Genomic DNA, 17,235 nt, shown 5'->3' on the forward strand with positions numbered 1-17,235 from the left:
TTCGCGTAGCGTCTCGTAGAGAAGCCGAAAGGAGCCGAAGTCTAAAATCCAAAATGGTATTAAAGTGATTCTACCAATGTCCGAACTCGCGTGATATTTCCTTCATTCGTGAGGTTCACTTCAAAGAATCAAACTGTTTATCACCAGAAATCTGCTATCTAAAATAATCACCAACTTGAAATTTCTTACGAGTGATTAGAATGAGCAACCTTTCGTTTTGCTGTTTCAACCAGCACAGAAATTACTAGTGAACTGAAGCCAATTATTTTGATCGAGGCATTAACTGCATGTGCATACTCCCATTGGTTACGATATCGCGTCCAGTTTGGCGGGACGGGATTAGTCAGCCACGTTGAAAATTCCGCGTTCATGGGGGCTACAAATATTACCCAACTGACAAGAGCCAGCACTAAAAGAATCGCTCCCCCTAATGTCCAATAAAATGTTGAGCCGCGTTTGCGAACGAGGAACGGCAACACAATTGCTGTGAAAACTGAGCCAATTTCAAATGCAGCACCAACTGAGCCAAAATACCGATAAACATTTTCAAAAACGGTCACTTTTACCCAGAGTTGCTGGTCAAATTCTATTCTTCGCGGTAGTTCTAGCAAATGAGCCATAGACAAGCTTAGACTAAAGGAAGCCAGCATAATTGTGATAAATCGCCACAATTGTATAAGTGTCATTTGGCTTTGCCTCACAGCAGTTGCTACCATATTTCACCATATAATATGCAGATGCAACTCCATACACCTATCAAGTGGCATAACTTCCTCCTAATTTTCTCTTCTTGGAAGGCATTTTATTGCTTAATTGTCCCAAAGCGATCGCTCATAAGAGTAACTGGCAACTTGGGTTAAACTGGGCCATCCTAAAGCAAGATAGTGAGTGTCACACTTCGACACACTTATGAAAAAGGATTAGCTTCTGTTACCACTTCTGGCAGTGGAATAAACTCTGTTTCATCTGGCACGTTCGCAAAGCGAGAGTTGCGCCAATCAGCTTTAGCTTGCTCTATTCGCTCTGGTCGGCTAGAGACAAAATTCCACCATTTGTAGCGTGTACCTAACGGCTCACCGCCAATAACAACACATCGAGCAGCAGCTGTAGCAGAAACCTCAACCCGATCGCCTGACTCTAGAATAGCGAGACGATATTGCTCCATCGGTTCATCATTAATCCTCAATCCCTCGGTGACACTATATACTGCCCTTTGTGAATAATCTGTAGGCATAGTAAAGTGGGTGTTAGCAGACAACACCGCATCTAAATAGAGAATAGGTGAGAGAACTTTCACTGGTGAGGTATAGCCAAATGCTTGCCCAGCAATAAGTTTGATGATAACGCCATTCTCTTCCCAGGTGGGAAGGATTTCAGCCGGATAGTGAATGAACGTTGGCTCGGTTTCTTCGTGTTCAACAGGTAAGGCGACCCAGGTTTGAATACCATGAATAGTAGCTTCTTGGTGACGGTCAAAGTCAGGTGAGCGTTCTGAATGGACAATCCCCTTTCCTGCTATCATCCAGTTGACTGCACCTGGTTGGATTTCTTGCACAGTACCCAAACTATCGCGATGCATCAAAGCACCATCAAATAAATAAGTTACCGTTGCCAGATTAATATGAGGATGTGGTCGGACATCGATGCCTTGATTGGGGGGCATAACGGACGGGCCAAGATGATCGAAAAAGATAAACGGCCCAACCGTTTGGCGATTAGGATATGGCAAACTACGGCGGGCAGAAAAACCACCCAGATTTTTAACTTCGGGTTCAATCAGTTGAAGAATTACCATAAATAATCGCAGGTGATTAGTAAATGCTGTAGTTATTATAAGTATATTTACTTGCAAATAAGCTAATCTTGATGAGTTATCTGTTTGTTTTGTAGACTTGATGCCAGTGCGATCACCTGTTCTTTGATCGTTTTTTACTATTAGACATCAGACACAGCCCCCGTTAGTATTATTTCTCAACCAGAGAGTCTTTTCACAAGTGCGATCGCTCACGTTTAACTTTCTTAAAATTCTGATTAGATTTCAGTTTCCTGCTGTTGAGGAAATTGATTGTAACCAATTAGCTCAATTACTATCAGATTCTGCAAAGCCCCATCCATTAGTACTAGATGCACGCAATCAAACTGAGTATGCAGTAAGTCATATCGAAACAGCAGTACGCATAGATCCTCTCACAGAAAACTTAGCAGTAATTGCAACAGCATCAAAAGATAGACCAATTATAGTGTACTGTGCTGTTGGCTACCGGAGCGCAAAATTAGCCCAAAAACTTGATAAAGCCGGGATGAAGTGCATTTATAACTTGAGCGGTGGGATTTTTCAGTGGGCAAACGAAGGTAGGCCGATCTTTCAAAATGGGCATCCGGCAAAGGTTGTACATCCTTACAATGCAATCTGGGGAAAATTACTAAAAGCTACTTACCATGCTCAAGAGTATTGACCCTTGGACTAAGAGCTTGTCAACATTAAACAAGTAGAATAAAAGCAACGATAAAACTACTTACTTATACTGCATGTCTCAAGTTTCGATTGTCATTCCTACTTTAAACGAAGCAGGTAGCTTAGAGCGGACATTGCGCCAATTGACTTTACTTAATCCGCCTGCTTTTGAAGTGATAGTAGTAGATGGTGGCAGCGAAGATGAGACAGTGGCAGTTGCAAAACAATGCTTTGGGTCATTCAATCAGTCGCTATGCGTACAAGTTCTCTCATCTGAGCGACGTGGGCGTTCTATTCAGATGAATTACGGAGCATCGGCTGCAACTGGAGATATTCTTTGCTTTCTTCATGCAGATACTTGGGTGCCGGATGACTTAATCACCGTAATAGAGAAAACTCTAGCAGAGTCAACCATTGCCTGTGGGGGGTTCATTTCTCTAATGAGTGGATCTCAAACAACTCGCTGGGGCATCTCTCTACATAATTATTTAAAAACCTACTACGCACCACTGCTATTTAAGCCTCACCTGTTTTTTCGAGGATTGCGCCTGTTGTTTGGAGATCAGGTAATGTTTTGTCGTCGCACTGACTTTTGGGATTGCGGCGGATTTGATGAGACATTGCCGATTATGGAAGATGGAGATTTATGCCTGAAATTGGTTAAAAAAGGACGTATTTATCTGGTGAACCGCATTGTTCACTCTTCAGATCGCCGCGTCGCAAAATGGGGTAGCTGGAAAGCAAACGCAATCTACCTTTATATCGGTTTTTTGTGGGGAATTGGCGTTGATGCAAATTATCTCAAACAATTTTATCAAGATATTCGCTGATTCAGGCTCCAGTCATAGTAGAGATAGGAAATCGGCGTTGAGGCATTTATTGGTAGGTCTGTTTCTAGGTAGGAGTGGATATATTCTGGAATAGAGGATTTGACCTTAAGAAAATCTTGACGATACCATTTAAAGATTTTGCTACAGTAGAGCGTTTTACTATCTGAGTCATAACGAACTTTCTCAGGATTGTTAATGAAGCGACGGGTATCTTCATCTAACTGCTGAGTAACTTGTTGAGGAAAATAAGCTCCAGCCCGCAGTAACGGGCAACCAACGGAAGCGCAGACAATTGCAAAATGAATTCGTGGCTCCTGTAATTTATTCCGCAGAATTTGGTTCTCTATTTGGGCTAAACTGTAATGTTCGTCAAATATATAATAAGCACGACGTTGGAAGAACCACAAAAAAGCCAGCCAGTTGGGAATGCCTAAGATTCGCGGACGAATTGACTCAAGCGGGTATCTCTCCAAAATTGCCGAAATGGTGAACGCATTGTAAAGGTTGATCCACAATGCCAATTGCTCACAAGTGTTGCTATTAGATGTAAAAGCCAGATTTTTTTGACTGGACAACCAATCAGCTAGCGCTTGAGGTTGCTCAGTTTTCCAAGCAATATAGTTTACACGACCCTCTCGATCGACATACTGACGCAACAACCTGTCCCAAGGTTCAAAATCAATCATTATTGCTGTGTTTATATGTTAACCGTAGCTAAGGGAATTCTTTGCTTTCGCGATCGCAACGTACAATTGAATTTGTACAAGTATTTATTTAACGAATTATAACAATACTATCTTTGGCAACTTGAAATCAGCGATACACTGAGGAAAATTCCTTGAGGAAGCGTTGATGGCACGGTCAAACGGGGTTACAAGTGAAACGTCTGTAGAGGAATTGCCTACAGCTTCAGACAAAGATACGATAACAATTGAAAATCCACCTGAGCCAGTGGAGGATGCCCAAGATATTGACGACATATTGAACTCACTAAAAACCTTACTGAGTTCTCTAGAAAAGCTCCAAAAAGTCCGGCAGGAAGTGGGCGATATCAAACCGTTGATTGGGCGGATGCTTGATGGAGTACTAGTTGCTGGTGAAGAACTGGAGCAACTCAAAGCAGGTGTGAGCAGTCTTTCTCGCCTTGTTCGTGCTTATAATGACCATCAAGTAGCGTTGGCTAAAGCACAACCTGCTAGAAACTTACTAGATCAAGTTCTGAAAGAACGTAAAGCTAATTAAGTTGAGTCTGGAGATTGGGAAAGAAATTCTTTGGATATTTGGTTGGAGTCCCAATCTCCAATTTAACAAGCGATCGCACTTTTTTGAGAAAATGCGATCGCTTCTCCATCACTTCAAATAAAAGCTTCTTGGCGTTGACAATCAAAATCACCACAAAACAAGTATCAAGTATCAGCTAACTTAACACAAGCAAATGACTGTCTGCATCAAATAGACTGCCGAATCGTGCGACAATTACCTGTTGTATATTGGCAAGTTAAAGCGCTATAACCCAATGCACATAAGAAGAACTAGTGCAAGCAGTCAGAGGGTCTATGCTAATTCAACAAACAAAGCCTTAACCTCAATTTTTAATGGACTTCTACCCGATAATATTAATAAATAATAAATATTCAAATGAATCAACAATTAGAGTTGCCATTTCAGAAATTTTCTTCTAGCATTTCTAAATCTTTTGATAGTTCGTCTACATTCATCGATAACATGAAATTGCCAGTTCATCGATGGTTTAGATTTAGTGCAGGTTTCTCTGCACAATGGGTCGAAACTATAATTACTCAATTCCAAGAACAAGGAGAAATTACTGTCTTAGACCCATTCGCTGGTTCTGGTACAACCTTACTTGCATCTGAAAAGCTTGGAGTTAAATGTTTTGGAATTGAGGCTCATCCTTTTGTTGTGCGTATAGCAAGAGCTAAACTTTTATATCAAACTGACTCTGATGCCTATATTGAACATATAAGAGAGGTTATAAAATATGCTGAAAATCTGCAACCATGTGTAGATATATACCCAAAACTGATTCATGAATGCTTTACGATATCTTCACTTGAATCTCTAGATAGATTGCGCCAAGCTTGGGAAAAACTCGCTGATGATTCATCTCAATCCCAGTTAGTTTGGTTGACACTTGTATCAATTCTTCGCCATGTCTCTCATGCTGGAACTGCACCTTGGCAGTATATTTTACCAAATAAAAAGAAACAATCTTTCTTAGAGCCAATATCTGCTTTTGAGCTAATGGCAGAGAATATAGCTACAGATATGAAAATTGCAGTAAAAACAGCGGCTTCTAGTTCGACACTCATTCAATCTGATGCTCGGACTTGCCAGGGTATACCTGATAATTTTACCAACTTGGTAATCACCTCACCGCCATACGCTAACAACTACGATTATGCGGATGCTACACGTCTTGAAATGTGTTTTATGAAAGAAATTTCCGGTTGGACTGATTTGCAAACTACAGTGAGGCAATACTTAATTCGTTCATGTTCACAGCACGTCACAAATAAAAATGTAAACATCGACGAAGTTCTAGCATCTCAAGAATTATATCCAATCAAAGCTAGTATTATTGAAATCTGCCATCAATTATCCCAAGAGCGACATTTGCATGGAGGTAAGAAGAATTATCATTTGATGATTGCCTGCTATTTTCTTGACATGGCTAGAGTTTGGATAGCACTTCGTAGAGTATGTAAAAGTCCTGCAACAGTTTGCTTTGTAATTGGTGATTCTGCTCCCTATGGAATTTATATTCCGGTAATTGAATGGATGGGTTTGTTAGCACAAGCAGCAGGATTTGAATCTTTTAAGTTTGAAAAAATCCGCGATCGTAATGTCAAATGGAAAAATCGCAAGCACAGAGTTCCTCTTTGCGAAGGTTGTTTGTGGGTTTACGGATAAGCTAATCACAACAAGAATTATTTTGCACAACTGTAATGGCAGAGTCATTGTCACATAAATGGGGTCAGATTTTAGGGAATCTCATCCAAGAATTTATTTGTGAAACACTTCAGCAAGTAGCTGATGAGTATGGTTTTTACTTAGACTATCAGAAGAAGCGCAAGGCACGAATTAGTAAAAAGGTATCATGGCAGGATCGTTATGGTAATTATCATGACCTTGACTATGTGCTGGAGCGGGGAGGTACAGAAGAAACTCTTGGTCTTCCAGTGGCATTTATTGAGACTGCATGGCGGCGTTACACCAAACATTCTAGAAATAAAGTTCAAGAAATTGAAGGAGCGCTTATTCCTCTGGCAGACACCTATAGTCAACTTAATCCATTTTTAGGTGCCATTCTCGCAGGTGTATTTACTCAAGGAGCACTTGACCAATTAGAATCTAAGGGCTTTAAAATTCTGCATCTTAAGTATGAAAATATTGTAAAATCATTTACATCAGTTGGGATAAATGCATCTTTCAATGAAAGTACATTAGAATCAGAGTTTCAAAATAAAATTGAACAATGGAAAAATTTATCAGATCGAGATATTAATAAGATAAAAAATCAACTACTCAGTCTAGAGAAATATCAAATAGATGAATTTATCAATATTTTAGAACAATCGTTTGCTAGACTAGTACAACAGGTAAATATCATTGTCCTACACGGTCTATCTCAGCAATCGGAAACTATTAATAATGCTATTGAATATCTCCAGAATTATTCAGAAAATCAACCTAATTCTGCTCCAGCAATCAAGTACGAGATTGACATTCGTTATAATAACGGCGATATAATTCACGCGATGTTTAAAAATAAAACTGAAGCACTTAAATTTTTGAGAACATTTGTTTAAAGGCTAATTAAATAATTCGTAATTAAGTAATGATTAACATTGCACCTGCCATTGTAATACTGGGTCAAAATAGCGTGACAGTAGCACGCAAAATAATCAGCGTCTTACCAGGGGCAACACTATACGGTTTAGAGGGCCGCACATCAGAAGTTGATGTCAGCTTTACAAATTTTGGCGGGACGTTGCGCGAGTTGTTTATGCAGGGAAGGCCGTTGATTGGCATTTGTGCTGCCGGCATTTTAATTAGGACGTTAGCTCCGGTAATCTCGGATAAACGACAGGAACCACCAGTGCTAGCTGTGGCTGAAGATGGTAGCGCTGTTGTCCCTCTCTTGGGCGGACTTGGTGGAGTGAACGATTTGGCTCGCCGCATTGCCGAAGCGCTGGATGTTAAACCTGCAATTACGACTACAGGCGATTTACGTTTAGGCACAACGCTATTATCTCCTCCCCCTGGATACCATTTGGCAAACCCAGACGATGCGAAGAAATTTATCTCAGATGTGCTAGCTGGGGCGCAAGTTAAGCTAGAAGGAATAGCACCTTGGTTGAGTGATAGTAAATTACCGATAGATTCCAAGGGAGATTTGACCATCCAAGTTACAGAACGTTTGGTGACTCCTACAGCTAACTGTCTTGTCTATCATCCAGCAACGATCGCGATCGCAATGAGTGGCATGATTGATGATGCAGTCGCTTTAGTAAAACAGCTACTAGCTGATGCCAAACTAGAAAAAGCATCAGTCGCTGGGATATTTGCACCCGTTGCCGCCGCAGCCGATCCCGCAATTCACGCCGTAGCTAGCGCCTTGAAAGTGCCCACCCGCTTTTTTACCTCAAATCAGCTAGAAAGTCTACTTTCCCAAGGTTATAGCCCCGCCCAAGCCGCAGCGATCGCCGCCACTGGTACGTCCCCCATTACTGCTTCAACTCCCCACATTGCGATCGCTATTGCTCCTCAAGTAATTGACCCCAATACCATTGGTCAGCCACGCGGACGGTTAGCGATTATTGGCACTGGCCCTGGTGGTTCGCTGTGGATGTCTCCAGAAGTGAAGGAGATACTCAAGTCGGCAACTGACCTAGTGGGTTATAAAACTTATTTAGATTTAGTTGGTTCTCTGGCTGATGGCAAGCAACGGCATGAGTCTGACAACCGCGAAGAAGAAGCACGGGCAAAGATGGCTCTTGATTTGGCTGCATCTGGGCGATATGTAGCTGTAGTTTCATCTGGCGACCCAGGTATCTATGCAATGGCAGCAGCGGTTTTTGAGGTATGCGATCGCTATGCTAAACCAGAATGGGACAGTATCGACATTCATGTGGCTCCAGGTATCTCTGCAATGCAGGCCGCCGCAGCAGCCATTGGTGCGCCCCTTGGGCATGATTTCTGTGCTATTTCTCTCTCTGATATCTTGAAACCTTGGTCTGCGATCGCCCAACGAATTGCGGCGGTTGCTGAGGCTGATTTTGTGATTGCTTTCTACAATCCTGTTTCCAAAGAGCGTACTTGGCAACTGGCAGAAGCGAGAAATATTTTACTACGACATCGAACACCAGATACACCAGTAGTATTAGCCCGGAATCTCGGTCGGCCAGGACAAACGGTAAAAGCGATCGCACTTGACCAGTTAACGCCAGCAAGCGCTGATATGCGGACAATTATTCTCGTTGGTTCCACAAAAACCCGAACCATCAAGCGTAGCGATGGTAATATCTGGGTTTATACGCCGCGTCGCTATACTCAACAATAAATAGACGCGATCGCCGCTGTCAGCGAAGAGGCTAAAGCCATAACCCACCCTACTTAAAATTTACTTGTAAATAGTTTTTAGTAGTCTGTCAAGTTTAAAAATTGATGGGTAAGCAAGTTCGTAGTAAGGACTTTAGTCAATACGGTTCAGTTAAAAAGAATAGTAGGTTGGGTTGCAATACTTCTCGGTTAAGGGGAAAGGAAAAACCTTTAACCCTTACCCTTTACCCTTTTCCCCAAACCCGATTCCGAGTTAGAAATGCTTAACCGAGAAGTATTGAGTCCCTTGGTCTTTCAAAACGCAATAAATCGCATCTCTACATCTGGATTTTGGGCTATTCCTGATAGACATTTACTTGCGCTGTAAGATTTAATCGGATAATCTGAGCAATCGAGATTGTTTTCTAAGAAAACCAATGAACAAATTCATACTGAGTTTACTTTCTTCTCCTGTGCTGATTAGCTCTATTCTTTCTATGGGAGTAATGCTCAATCAAGCACAAGCTATGGAGCCACAACCAAAAGCCAACACTACAGACCGTCTATCTTGTATACGCAATAAACATAAAGTGGGTTTAGTGTGTGCCAGAGCTTCCGTATTGGCTCAAATTCCTAACTATCAGCGCGAAATAGAGTTTTCTCAAGAAGAATCTCCCATGCTGGAGTTCAATATCGAGGAAAGCGATGTGGCAGTCAACTTATTTAACTGCGATTGTCCTGCTTGTATAAATTCTTTACGTAAGATGCGCGGCGTGACACCCTTGGTATATTAGGATTTTGCAAATTTATCTTTGTTTATAAGCAACATCCGCAAACTTTTATAAGGGCATAACAATCTTATGCCCTCACTGCGTGTTTTATTCAAAAGAATTAGGCTAATTTTTCCACTCGCAAACCAAAATATGTCAAAACAAGCTCTGTTGAGCCACTATTGACAACTTCGTGTACTTCTCCCGGTTCGATGGCTACGCAGTTTCCCGGAAGCAAGGGGTATTCTGTACCATCAATGTGAATTACTCCTGAACCAGCCTCTACAAAGAATACCTCGCACATATCTTGATGCGCGTGTGCTGGTGCGGTTTGTCCAGGAGCAAAACGTGCTTGAGAAAAGTTAGTTAGGTGAGGTAAATCGCCGAAGCGTAACATCACCTTTTTCTTGATTTCGGCATTGTGAGAAACTGACTCTTCAGGCAAGTCTTTGAGCGAAGTGGTAATCATTCGGGTCTTAAATCATTAGATAATTCCACAATACCCCTAGATCCATCAATCCTGACTCGTTGACCATCTTGCAAAAGCCATGTAGCACCGCGAACATCCATCACAGCGGGAATTCCATACTCACGAGCAACGATCGCACCGTGAGAAAGTCTTCCCCCAGCTTCGGCAATTAATCCTCCAGCCCTTAATAACAATGGTGCCCAGCCGGAATCTGTGTAAGGCACTACCAGAATTGTATCTCGGTCAATGTCTGGAATGTCTTGTAAATTTCGCAACACTTTCACCCTACCTTCGGCTTGCCCATGACTGGCTCCAATACCTTGTAAAATTTGGTCAGAGTAAAGTTCAGAGGGAGCTAACGGGTGAGGAGGTGTATGGCCGTAGACTAAAAGAGGTATTTGAATAATCTCGCTATCTTGTACAAATTGCGATCGCCTAAATTCTACTAACTTATCTAACTGCTCTATTAAGCTAGAATCTTCATCTCCAATTAGACGCCGCACTTCATCAAAGTTGAGAAAAAAGATATCGCCTGTTTGCCTAAGTAAACCAGACTCTAACCAAATTTTCTCTAAAGCCACAAAACTCCAACGCAATTCAGCTAAAAGTCGGGAATAAACTTCGGTAACTCGTCCTTTGATATCTATACGCCGTTGCACAAAAGAGCGTTTGCGCTTACTGGCAAAGATACTATTAATCGCATCTTTAGCACCTGATTGTGGTTCGTTCCCCTGCATTAACTGCACAAACATCTGCTGAATCATCTGGGGATTTTCCCGCCAAGTGGGAACGGAGATATCGGTTCCGACTTCGCTTAAGTAGCCGTAATCTTGCAGCAATTCGTTAAATGCTTGGAGGATTTTCTCTCCTTCGGGGGTTTGTTTTAATTGCTCAAATACTTGCTGTGGCTCAAACTCCAGCAATACCTGCTTGGCATCTGTAGCGATCGCACTGAGCGATCGCAATGCGGCTACTTCTGGGGTGACGCTATGATCGATTTGCCCATCTTTTACCCGAAAAATCGCCTGTCTTAGGGCAGCACTCAAGGGAGCTAAAATGCTGTAATACGTTGCATGACGCAGCAACTCCAGAATAAAATCAATTCTTGCCAACAGCTTCGCTGGTTCCAAGCTATCTATATCTTCCTGCGCCAACTGCGACAACCCAGGAATGAACCGTTTGTGATAATCTTCCTTGAAGTCCTTTTCTAAACTTAATTCCCGCTTCAGCAACTTTCCTAGTCCTGGCAAATTTTCCCAAGTTGACTGCAAGGAGGGTTTACTTAATTTAGCTCCTCTGGTTAAAAATTCCAGACTTTCCGGCGGCAATCCCATACGGAGAAAAATATCTCCTAAGAGGGATGCATTAAAGTAAGCTCTGGAATAGTGCAGAGTTGCTGTTTTGGTGAAATCTAACCCCAAAGCGCGATCGCCTAAAACTAAAGTAAAAAATTCTCCCCAAACTCCACAAGTTAAGGGACGATTAATTGACCATGTTAAGGGGTGAATTACTCCGGGAATCACTTCAGCAGCGATTTTGCGTGTCCATATAGGTAACAGAGTGGTGATCGGTCGAGATTGCAACACCCAAAGCGTTTGCCCGTCATAACTCCACTCGATATCTTGAGGAGTGCCATGATAACGTTTTTCGAGTCGGTAAGCTAAGTATGAAACTTGTTTGATTAATGATTGTGGGACTCGTCCTTGACCCTCTAATTGCACAGAGTAAGAATTTTCTGTTTCAACGACAAAAGCGCGATATTGTTCTGGTGTGACTTTTCCCGAAACGACTTGCGTCGCGCTGCCTGGAAGGGCTTCAATGATGATTGCATCACCTTGTTGGGTAATGGGATCGCGGCTGAAAGCAACACCAGAATATACACTCTGGACTTGTTGTTGAATTAACACAGCCATTGCTGTATCATTTAAGCCGCGATCGCGCCGATATTGGACAGCTGAGGGATGATCGTAGGAAGCTTGAACTTGAGCGATCGCTTCTTGTAATGCCTCTGGACTAGTAACATTTAGAACTGTTTCATACTGTCCAGCAGCAGAAGCTTGTTCTGAGTCTTCTCCAATAGCGGAGGAACGCACCACCAAGGGAGATAATTCTGATGGTTGGAGAAATTCTGTTAACCCTTCTGGATTGTCGATAGGTGCTAGTACCCATCCCTTCGGCACTGGATAGCCCCAGCGCTTAATTTGAGATAATGTTGCCGCCTTTTCTCCGACTATGGCAACATTCAACTCTTCATCTAGAGAAACCATTGTGCGCTCGCCGCGTAAAAATTCCAACATCGCTTGTGATTCTGTTTGTGCCTCTTGGGCTGGCAGCTTCATATCATCAGGAATTTTGGTGTAAATCCAGCCCATTAAACCAGCTAAGGCCACAGCAGCAAATATTCTGGGAATATCGCTAAAGTGCAGAAGTGCCACAAACAATGGAAAAAGTAGCAAAACCCCAAATTTGACTAACTTTCTTGATTGCAGAATTGTAAAAGCAATACCTGCAAAGAAAGATACAAATATCGCGACAAGTGGATCGTGTACGACAAATCCCCAGACAACATTTGTCGTACCTGCTCCTCTGCCTATCCAGTATCTACCGATTACCAGAGCGATTAGGGCAAGCAATTCCCAAGACGATCCATCTGGAAAGAAAATGCGGCTGAGTAAGACTGCCGCAACTCCTTTAAAAGCTTCTGACAAGACTGCCAGAATTCCAACAATTTTACCGCCATGATAAAAGGCAGCTGATACGCTAATGTTTCCTGTACCAACTTGTGATAACTGCTTCCGTTTGAGGGCGTAAGTTATCCATGCAATCAGGGGTAATCCGCCCAAAAGGGGGCAGACAATTAAAATAACGAAAATACCCCAAGGTTCAAACATTCTGGATTTTGGATTTTAGATTTAAATTTTCCATCTAAAACCTCAAATCTAAAATCTAAAGTTTTGCTGAAATTTTTGATGGTTATAAGGGGGGTTTTATTTATTAGTTGCTAAATGGACACTTGGCTAAGACGGAAACCGTTTAAGACAAGTGTCCTTTTAGACTACTAATGGTTTTAGTTTAGCGCATAGGCAGCTTGCAGCGCCCAGATTACGAGAGCAGCGATCGATCCCAGAAGCAACACGGTAGAGATGGTGACTACTTTTGGGGAATCTGCTCCCTTAAATTTCATAATTCCGCGATTTAAGTCGGACACAGCTTTGTAATCCTCTGTTGTTGGAGCATGAGATATTTGTCCGTTTTGATTGTAGTCCTTCTATTTGCGGATGACGTTAAATTCACTTTAAAAATTTAGAAGTGGGGAGTGAGGATAAGGGGACAGGGGACAGGGGACAGGTGATAGGTGATAGGTGATAGGTGATAGGGAATAACCTGTACCCTCTAACCTATACCCTATTCCCTTCTTCAGATGACAGGGAATAACCTGTACCCTCTAACCTGTACCCTATTCCCTTCTTCAGATGACAGGAAATAACCTGTACCCTCTAACCTATACCCTATTCCCTTCTTCAGATGACAGGAAATAACCTGTACCCTCTAACCTATACCCTATTCCTTTCTTCAATGCCCAATCCCCTACTATCATTGAAAAGCAACTCAGTATAAGAGGGTGTGAGTAGGTGAAAATAGCACTGAGCGTAATTTTGGCGGTGGTTGTGGGATTGTTTCTGGTAATCGAGATCGGACTGCGATCGCTGTTTGGTTTTGGTAATCCCCTGATTTATATTGGCGATGAGCAGATTGGTTATTTGTTGGCTCCCAACCAGCGTACTTGTCGTTTTGGTAATCGCATTGAAATTAATGAATATTCTATGCGAGGTAGTCCGATAAAAAAGATACCTGCACCTTCTGGGCTGCGAATTCTCCTCTTAGGTGATTCTATTGCTAATGGTGGCTGGTGGACAGATCAGACTAATACAATATCTAGTTTGATGATGCGTTCTCTACCATTATCCACTAATAGTAATTATCAGGAAGTAGAAGTGCTAAATGCTTCAGCAAACTCTTGGGGGCCAAGGAATGAATTAGCTTATTTAGAGAAATTTGGCAATTTTAACGCGCAAGCAGTGGTGTTATTAATTAATACCGATGATTTGTTTGCAACTCCTCCTACTTCATTACCAGTAGGACGCGATCGCAATTATCCTGATCGTAAACCTCCCCTGGCATTAGTGGAAGTGTGGCAGCGTTATATCGTTAAGCAAAAGCCAATACCAGAACTGCAAGCCGTGCAAAATGAATCAGGCGATCGCGTGGGGATTAATCTGGAAGCGATCGCTAAAATTCAAGCCTTGACTCGCCAATCCAACAGCAAATTTCTGCTGGTGATGACTCCTTTACTACGAGAAATTGGTGAACCAGGCCCCCGTGATTACGAAATTAAAGCGCGTCAGCGCTTGAGTGATTTTACCAAAGCACAGCAAATTAACTATATAGATTTTTTACCGAGTTTCAATTCAACTCCCAACCCGCAAGGTTTGTTTCACGACCACATTCACCTCAACTTGCAAGGAAATAAATTTGTCAGTGAAGTTATGGAGCGATCGCTTTTAGAAATATTGGGAGATTCCTCACTTCGCCACTAATATTCGTGTTTTAGCTAGATTTCTGACTATCTCTAACCAAATTATTTAACTCTTCCTGCATTTGACTTTGAACTATTTCATAACAAGCATTCACATAGTTACGATCTCTAGCTGCATCTCGACCATATCTTTCAAAAGTAATTGGATGACAGACGCGAGTGTGAATCTGCACAGGTAGAGGAATATTTGGCAGAGGGCCAATAGACAAGCCCCAAGGCAAACCTAAGTAAATTGGGAAAACTCCAGGGTCTATTTGATATAACCACGGTAATCCCCACTGATGCAATTGTTTGACGAAATCATAACAATCACATAAGACTATCAAGCTATCATGAGCGCCTACCGAGATTACAGGAATAATCGGAACTTCTTGTTTTAAAGCCAGCTTGACAAAGCCCTGATGATCGGCAAAATGAATTTTATGGCGTTGGCTATGAGGACGAAACATATCATATTGTCCTCCAGGATATACCAGAACGCTAGCACCTCGATCGAAAGCCGCACTAGCCATTTTGGGATGTGCAACAATTGCTCCGAATTTCTGGGCTAATCCTGCTATTTCTGGACTCACTTTCCAAGCAGAAGGGTGCATTAAACCATACACCAAACGCTCGGTTCCAAATCTAGAAAACCAATCGTACATCATCATTATTAAATCTGGAGAAGCCATTCCCCCATTGTGAGAGCCAACCAGTAGTACTTTCCCTGTTGTTGGTATATGATGCCATCCATCAGTTTTTACTTGAAAGTAATAACGGTAAAACCATTCCCATACAGGCATCAATGATTCAATAAACTGAGCATCTCGCTGTGTTAATGAGTGATGAATCTTTTTCGAGAATTCTGATGTTAAAGTATTGTCAGCGCTGACAGAAATTTTCTCTACCTGTTTTGGAAATTCCATAATTATTCGCCCATCTTCCATCACTCTTGCAAGTATCTCTGCAACTGCTCTAAATTTAAATGCACCAAAATTGTCTTCACTTTCTCAACAAGATTGATACAAGTCTTGGTGGTTTATTTTGATCTTCTTCATGCCACCACTCTTGGAAGTCTTCAAGTCGGAAGCCATGAACTTTCGCTGTGTTCAAAAAATCTGATAAATGATGCACAAATGCCGGAATTTCAACGTTATCTTGCTGTCTTTGAAAATTAGCTTTTGTTCCTTGATATTGCTTGAATGGATGAAGCTCACAGATGAAAAAGTATCCTCCTTTGACTAATACACGAGATGCTTCTGAAAATATCAAGCTGAGGTCTTCGATGTGTTCTAGAACAAGATTACAAGTGACTAAATCGGCAGACTCATTATGACAAGTCCATTGCTTGGTAATGTCTTCGGTAATAAACACTACATTCGCAGACCTGACTTTCTCTTTTGCCTTTTCGATCATCTGTGCTGAAAAATCGATCGCACAAACTTTCAGAGCAATTTGTGAAAGTAAAAGCGTATTTTTACCTGTGCCACAGCCAATTTCTACGACTGATTTACACTTCAAACCCATCAAGGTTTCTCTGGTGACGATTCGATCGAGATCGCGCGTCAGATTTTCGTCAGCATCGTATGTGGCTGACCAATTATCGTATGCTGCTTGAATACTCATATAGCTTCATTTTACCGAGCAAAGGGTATTATACGTATTCATCATTTCTATTTCACCGGGCGATCGCACTGCTTGCGACAATGTATTTACAATCTTTTGACTCCTACAATCCACAGACTACATTACTGTGAATCTGAAACCAATATCTTAGCTGTATAGCTTGGTAAGTCAGTAACTAAACCATCCTCTCCAGATTTCACTTCTTGATTGCTAACCCAATCTCGCCAATAATCAGCAGTTGGAAAGTCTGAAATTTTATATTGATTGAGATTTTGGTCGGAGAAATTTACCACGACGACGACATGAGAATTATGCTCATCCCAACGGGTGTAAGCCAACACTTTCTCAGCTGCATTTTCGTAGAAAAACTTAATATTGTCACTTTGCAAAGCTGGATTTTGTTGGCGTAGAGCAATCAACTTTTGATAATACTCAAATAAATCATGATTCTGGTCGCTTGACAATAAAGACCAATTAATCTTGCGCGGCTTAGTCACATCTTCGCTTTTTTGCTGATATTCGCCAAACTCTTCTCCCATCCACAGCATCGGTATACCCATCGCTGTCATTAACAAAGCAGCTGCTAACTTGGCTCGTTCAAATGCAGCTGCGTCAAAGATGCCACAATTGCCTAATTCTCGTAATACACGTTCGCGATCGTGGGTTGCCAAATAATTAATTACATTAGTTGCGATCGCATAACCCTGCTGTTTGGGATCTAAAATCTGCTTGAGTTGTTCTAATTCAAATGATTTCCCACAAATATATGGAATTATAAAGTAGCGAAAACTCTCATGCCAACAAGCATCTAATGGGCCATCTGGCTTGACTACAGTCTTTGTATCGGGAATGTGTTCAGCAATGTTGTAAAACTGTTTGGGTGCAGCATAGCTTTTCGCTTCCTTAGTCAGCCAGTTGAGAAATTCAAAGTTAGCCAATTGCCGCAC

General features: G+C 41.8%; 18 protein-coding genes. 8 read left to right on the forward strand and 10 right to left on the reverse strand.

Annotation, left to right across the window (positions count from 1 at the left end; translation table 11 throughout):
• Window positions 1–185 precede the first annotated feature (185 nt).
• Both IQ229_RS00075 and IQ229_RS00080 read right to left on the reverse strand, forming a co-directional pair.
• Entirely contained in the window at window positions 186–686 is a 501-nt protein-coding gene (locus IQ229_RS00075) for a hypothetical protein (protein ID WP_194040193.1), read from the reverse strand.
• A gap of 221 nt (window positions 687–907) precedes the next feature.
• Window positions 908–1,795, reverse strand: a complete 888-nt coding sequence (locus tag IQ229_RS00080; protein ID WP_194040195.1) for a pirin family protein — start codon at window positions 1,793–1,795, stop codon at window positions 908–910.
• 199 nt (window positions 1,796–1,994) lie between these two features.
• On the opposite strand from IQ229_RS00080, the gene IQ229_RS00085 reads away from it, so the two are divergent.
• Window positions 1,995–2,456, forward strand: coding sequence for a rhodanese-like domain-containing protein (locus tag IQ229_RS00085; RefSeq protein WP_194040197.1), 462 nt, complete (start codon window positions 1,995–1,997; stop codon window positions 2,454–2,456).
• A gap of 73 nt (window positions 2,457–2,529) precedes the next feature.
• Window positions 2,530–3,285 carry a TIGR04283 family arsenosugar biosynthesis glycosyltransferase gene (locus IQ229_RS00090; protein WP_194040198.1) on the forward strand — a complete coding sequence of 252 codons (756 nt, stop codon included), beginning with the start codon at window positions 2,530–2,532 and terminating at the stop codon, window positions 3,283–3,285.
• Here the strand turns inward: IQ229_RS00090 and IQ229_RS00095 are convergent.
• Window positions 3,270–3,971, reverse strand: coding sequence for a DUF547 domain-containing protein (locus IQ229_RS00095; RefSeq protein ID WP_194040200.1), 702 nt, complete (start codon window positions 3,969–3,971; stop codon window positions 3,270–3,272). The two genes, IQ229_RS00090 and IQ229_RS00095, sit on opposite strands and share 16 nt — an antisense overlap.
• A gap of 166 nt (window positions 3,972–4,137) precedes the next feature.
• Between IQ229_RS00095 and IQ229_RS00100 the strand changes: the two genes are divergently transcribed.
• Window positions 4,138–4,527 carry a hypothetical protein gene (locus IQ229_RS00100; protein WP_194040202.1) on the forward strand — a complete coding sequence of 130 codons (390 nt, stop codon included), beginning with the start codon at window positions 4,138–4,140 and terminating at the stop codon, window positions 4,525–4,527.
• On the opposite strand, the gene IQ229_RS00105 is transcribed toward IQ229_RS00100, so the two are convergent.
• Window positions 4,520–4,681, reverse strand: a complete 162-nt coding sequence (locus tag IQ229_RS00105; RefSeq protein WP_194040204.1) for a hypothetical protein — start codon at window positions 4,679–4,681, stop codon at window positions 4,520–4,522. The two genes, IQ229_RS00100 and IQ229_RS00105, sit on opposite strands and share 8 nt — an antisense overlap.
• Window positions 4,682–4,923: 242 nt before the next feature.
• Between IQ229_RS00105 and IQ229_RS00110 the strand changes: the two genes are divergently transcribed.
• From IQ229_RS00110 to IQ229_RS00125, 4 genes are all read left to right on the forward strand, one after another.
• A complete protein-coding gene (locus tag IQ229_RS00110) occupies window positions 4,924–6,216 on the forward strand; it encodes a DNA methyltransferase (RefSeq protein ID WP_194040206.1) in 1,293 nt (430 codons plus the stop codon).
• 35 nt (window positions 6,217–6,251) lie between these two features.
• On the forward strand, window positions 6,252–7,115 hold the full coding sequence (locus IQ229_RS00115) for a DNA methylase (protein ID WP_194040208.1): 864 nt from the start codon (window positions 6,252–6,254) through the stop codon (window positions 7,113–7,115).
• Window positions 7,116–7,144: 29 nt separating this feature from the next.
• Window positions 7,145–8,869: a precorrin-3B C(17)-methyltransferase gene (gene cobJ, locus IQ229_RS00120; protein WP_194040210.1), complete on the forward strand. Its 1,725-nt coding sequence runs from the start codon at window positions 7,145–7,147 to the stop codon at window positions 8,867–8,869.
• Window positions 8,870–9,284: 415 nt separating this feature from the next.
• A complete protein-coding gene (locus tag IQ229_RS00125) occupies window positions 9,285–9,641 on the forward strand; it encodes a hypothetical protein (RefSeq protein ID WP_194040212.1) in 357 nt (118 codons plus the stop codon).
• Between the two features lie 97 nt (window positions 9,642–9,738).
• Here the strand turns inward: IQ229_RS00125 and IQ229_RS00130 are convergent, their stop codons facing one another.
• The 3 genes from IQ229_RS00130 to IQ229_RS00140 form a co-directional block, all read right to left on the reverse strand.
• Window positions 9,739–10,086 (reverse strand): cupin domain-containing protein, encoded by a 348-nt coding sequence (locus tag IQ229_RS00130; RefSeq protein ID WP_194040214.1) that lies wholly within the window; start codon window positions 10,084–10,086, stop codon window positions 9,739–9,741.
• The gene (locus IQ229_RS00135; RefSeq protein ID WP_194040216.1) at window positions 10,083–12,977 is read right to left on the reverse strand and encodes a glycerol-3-phosphate acyltransferase; all 2,895 of its coding nucleotides are present in this window, start codon (window positions 12,975–12,977) and stop codon (window positions 10,083–10,085) included. Before IQ229_RS00135 ends, IQ229_RS00130 begins: the two co-directional genes overlap by 4 nt.
• Before the next feature lie 176 nt (window positions 12,978–13,153).
• Window positions 13,154–13,270, reverse strand: coding sequence for an RNA polymerase subunit sigma (locus IQ229_RS00140; protein ID WP_194040226.1), 117 nt, complete (start codon window positions 13,268–13,270; stop codon window positions 13,154–13,156).
• 448 nt (window positions 13,271–13,718) lie between these two features.
• On the opposite strand from IQ229_RS00140, the gene IQ229_RS00145 reads away from it, so the two are divergent.
• Complete coding sequence (locus IQ229_RS00145) at window positions 13,719–14,684, forward strand: SGNH/GDSL hydrolase family protein (RefSeq protein WP_194040218.1); 966 nt, start codon at window positions 13,719–13,721, stop codon at window positions 14,682–14,684.
• 10 nt (window positions 14,685–14,694) lie between these two features.
• On the opposite strand, the gene IQ229_RS00150 is transcribed toward IQ229_RS00145, so the two are convergent.
• The 3 genes from IQ229_RS00150 to IQ229_RS00160 all read right to left on the reverse strand — a co-directional run.
• Window positions 14,695–15,588, reverse strand: a complete 894-nt coding sequence (locus IQ229_RS00150) for a lysophospholipid acyltransferase family protein (protein WP_194040220.1) — start codon at window positions 15,586–15,588, stop codon at window positions 14,695–14,697.
• Between the two features lie 76 nt (window positions 15,589–15,664).
• Window positions 15,665–16,288, reverse strand: coding sequence for a class I SAM-dependent methyltransferase (locus tag IQ229_RS00155; protein WP_194040222.1), 624 nt, complete (start codon window positions 16,286–16,288; stop codon window positions 15,665–15,667).
• A gap of 122 nt (window positions 16,289–16,410) precedes the next feature.
• Window positions 16,411–17,235: alpha-amylase family glycosyl hydrolase (locus IQ229_RS00160; protein WP_194040224.1), on the reverse strand; the 825-nt coding region annotated here is incomplete at its 5' end.

The sequence above is a fragment of the Nostoc cf. edaphicum LEGE 07299 genome (genome assembly GCF_015207245.1).
Taxonomy (GTDB): Bacteria; Cyanobacteriota; Cyanobacteriia; order Cyanobacteriales; family Nostocaceae; genus Nostoc; species Nostoc edaphicum_B.

Excerpts from the sequence above, each read along its gene's own strand:
- IQ229_RS00075 (WP_194040193.1), bottom strand. The coding sequence starts at position 686 with ATGACACTTATACAATTGTGGCGATTTATCACAATTATGCTGGCTTCC.
- IQ229_RS00080 (WP_194040195.1), bottom strand. The coding sequence starts at position 1,795 with ATGGTAATTCTTCAACTGATTGAACCCGAAGTTAAAAATCTGGGTGGT.
- IQ229_RS00090 (WP_194040198.1), top strand. The coding sequence starts at position 2,530 with ATGTCTCAAGTTTCGATTGTCATTCCTACTTTAAACGAAGCAGGTAGC.
- IQ229_RS00095 (WP_194040200.1), bottom strand. The coding sequence starts at position 3,971 with ATGATTGATTTTGAACCTTGGGACAGGTTGTTGCGTCAGTATGTCGAT.
- IQ229_RS00100 (WP_194040202.1), top strand. The coding sequence starts at position 4,138 with ATGGCACGGTCAAACGGGGTTACAAGTGAAACGTCTGTAGAGGAATTG.
- IQ229_RS00110 (WP_194040206.1), top strand. The coding sequence starts at position 4,924 with ATGAATCAACAATTAGAGTTGCCATTTCAGAAATTTTCTTCTAGCATT.
- IQ229_RS00115 (WP_194040208.1), top strand. The coding sequence starts at position 6,252 with ATGGCAGAGTCATTGTCACATAAATGGGGTCAGATTTTAGGGAATCTC.
- cobJ (WP_194040210.1), top strand. The coding sequence starts at position 7,145 with ATGATTAACATTGCACCTGCCATTGTAATACTGGGTCAAAATAGCGTG.
- IQ229_RS00125 (WP_194040212.1), top strand. The coding sequence starts at position 9,285 with ATGAACAAATTCATACTGAGTTTACTTTCTTCTCCTGTGCTGATTAGC.
- IQ229_RS00130 (WP_194040214.1), bottom strand. The coding sequence starts at position 10,086 with ATGATTACCACTTCGCTCAAAGACTTGCCTGAAGAGTCAGTTTCTCAC.
- IQ229_RS00135 (WP_194040216.1), bottom strand. The coding sequence starts at position 12,977 with ATGTTTGAACCTTGGGGTATTTTCGTTATTTTAATTGTCTGCCCCCTT.
- IQ229_RS00140 (WP_194040226.1), bottom strand. The coding sequence starts at position 13,270 with ATGAAATTTAAGGGAGCAGATTCCCCAAAAGTAGTCACCATCTCTACC.
- IQ229_RS00150 (WP_194040220.1), bottom strand. The coding sequence starts at position 15,588 with ATGGAATTTCCAAAACAGGTAGAGAAAATTTCTGTCAGCGCTGACAAT.
- IQ229_RS00155 (WP_194040222.1), bottom strand. The coding sequence starts at position 16,288 with ATGAGTATTCAAGCAGCATACGATAATTGGTCAGCCACATACGATGCT.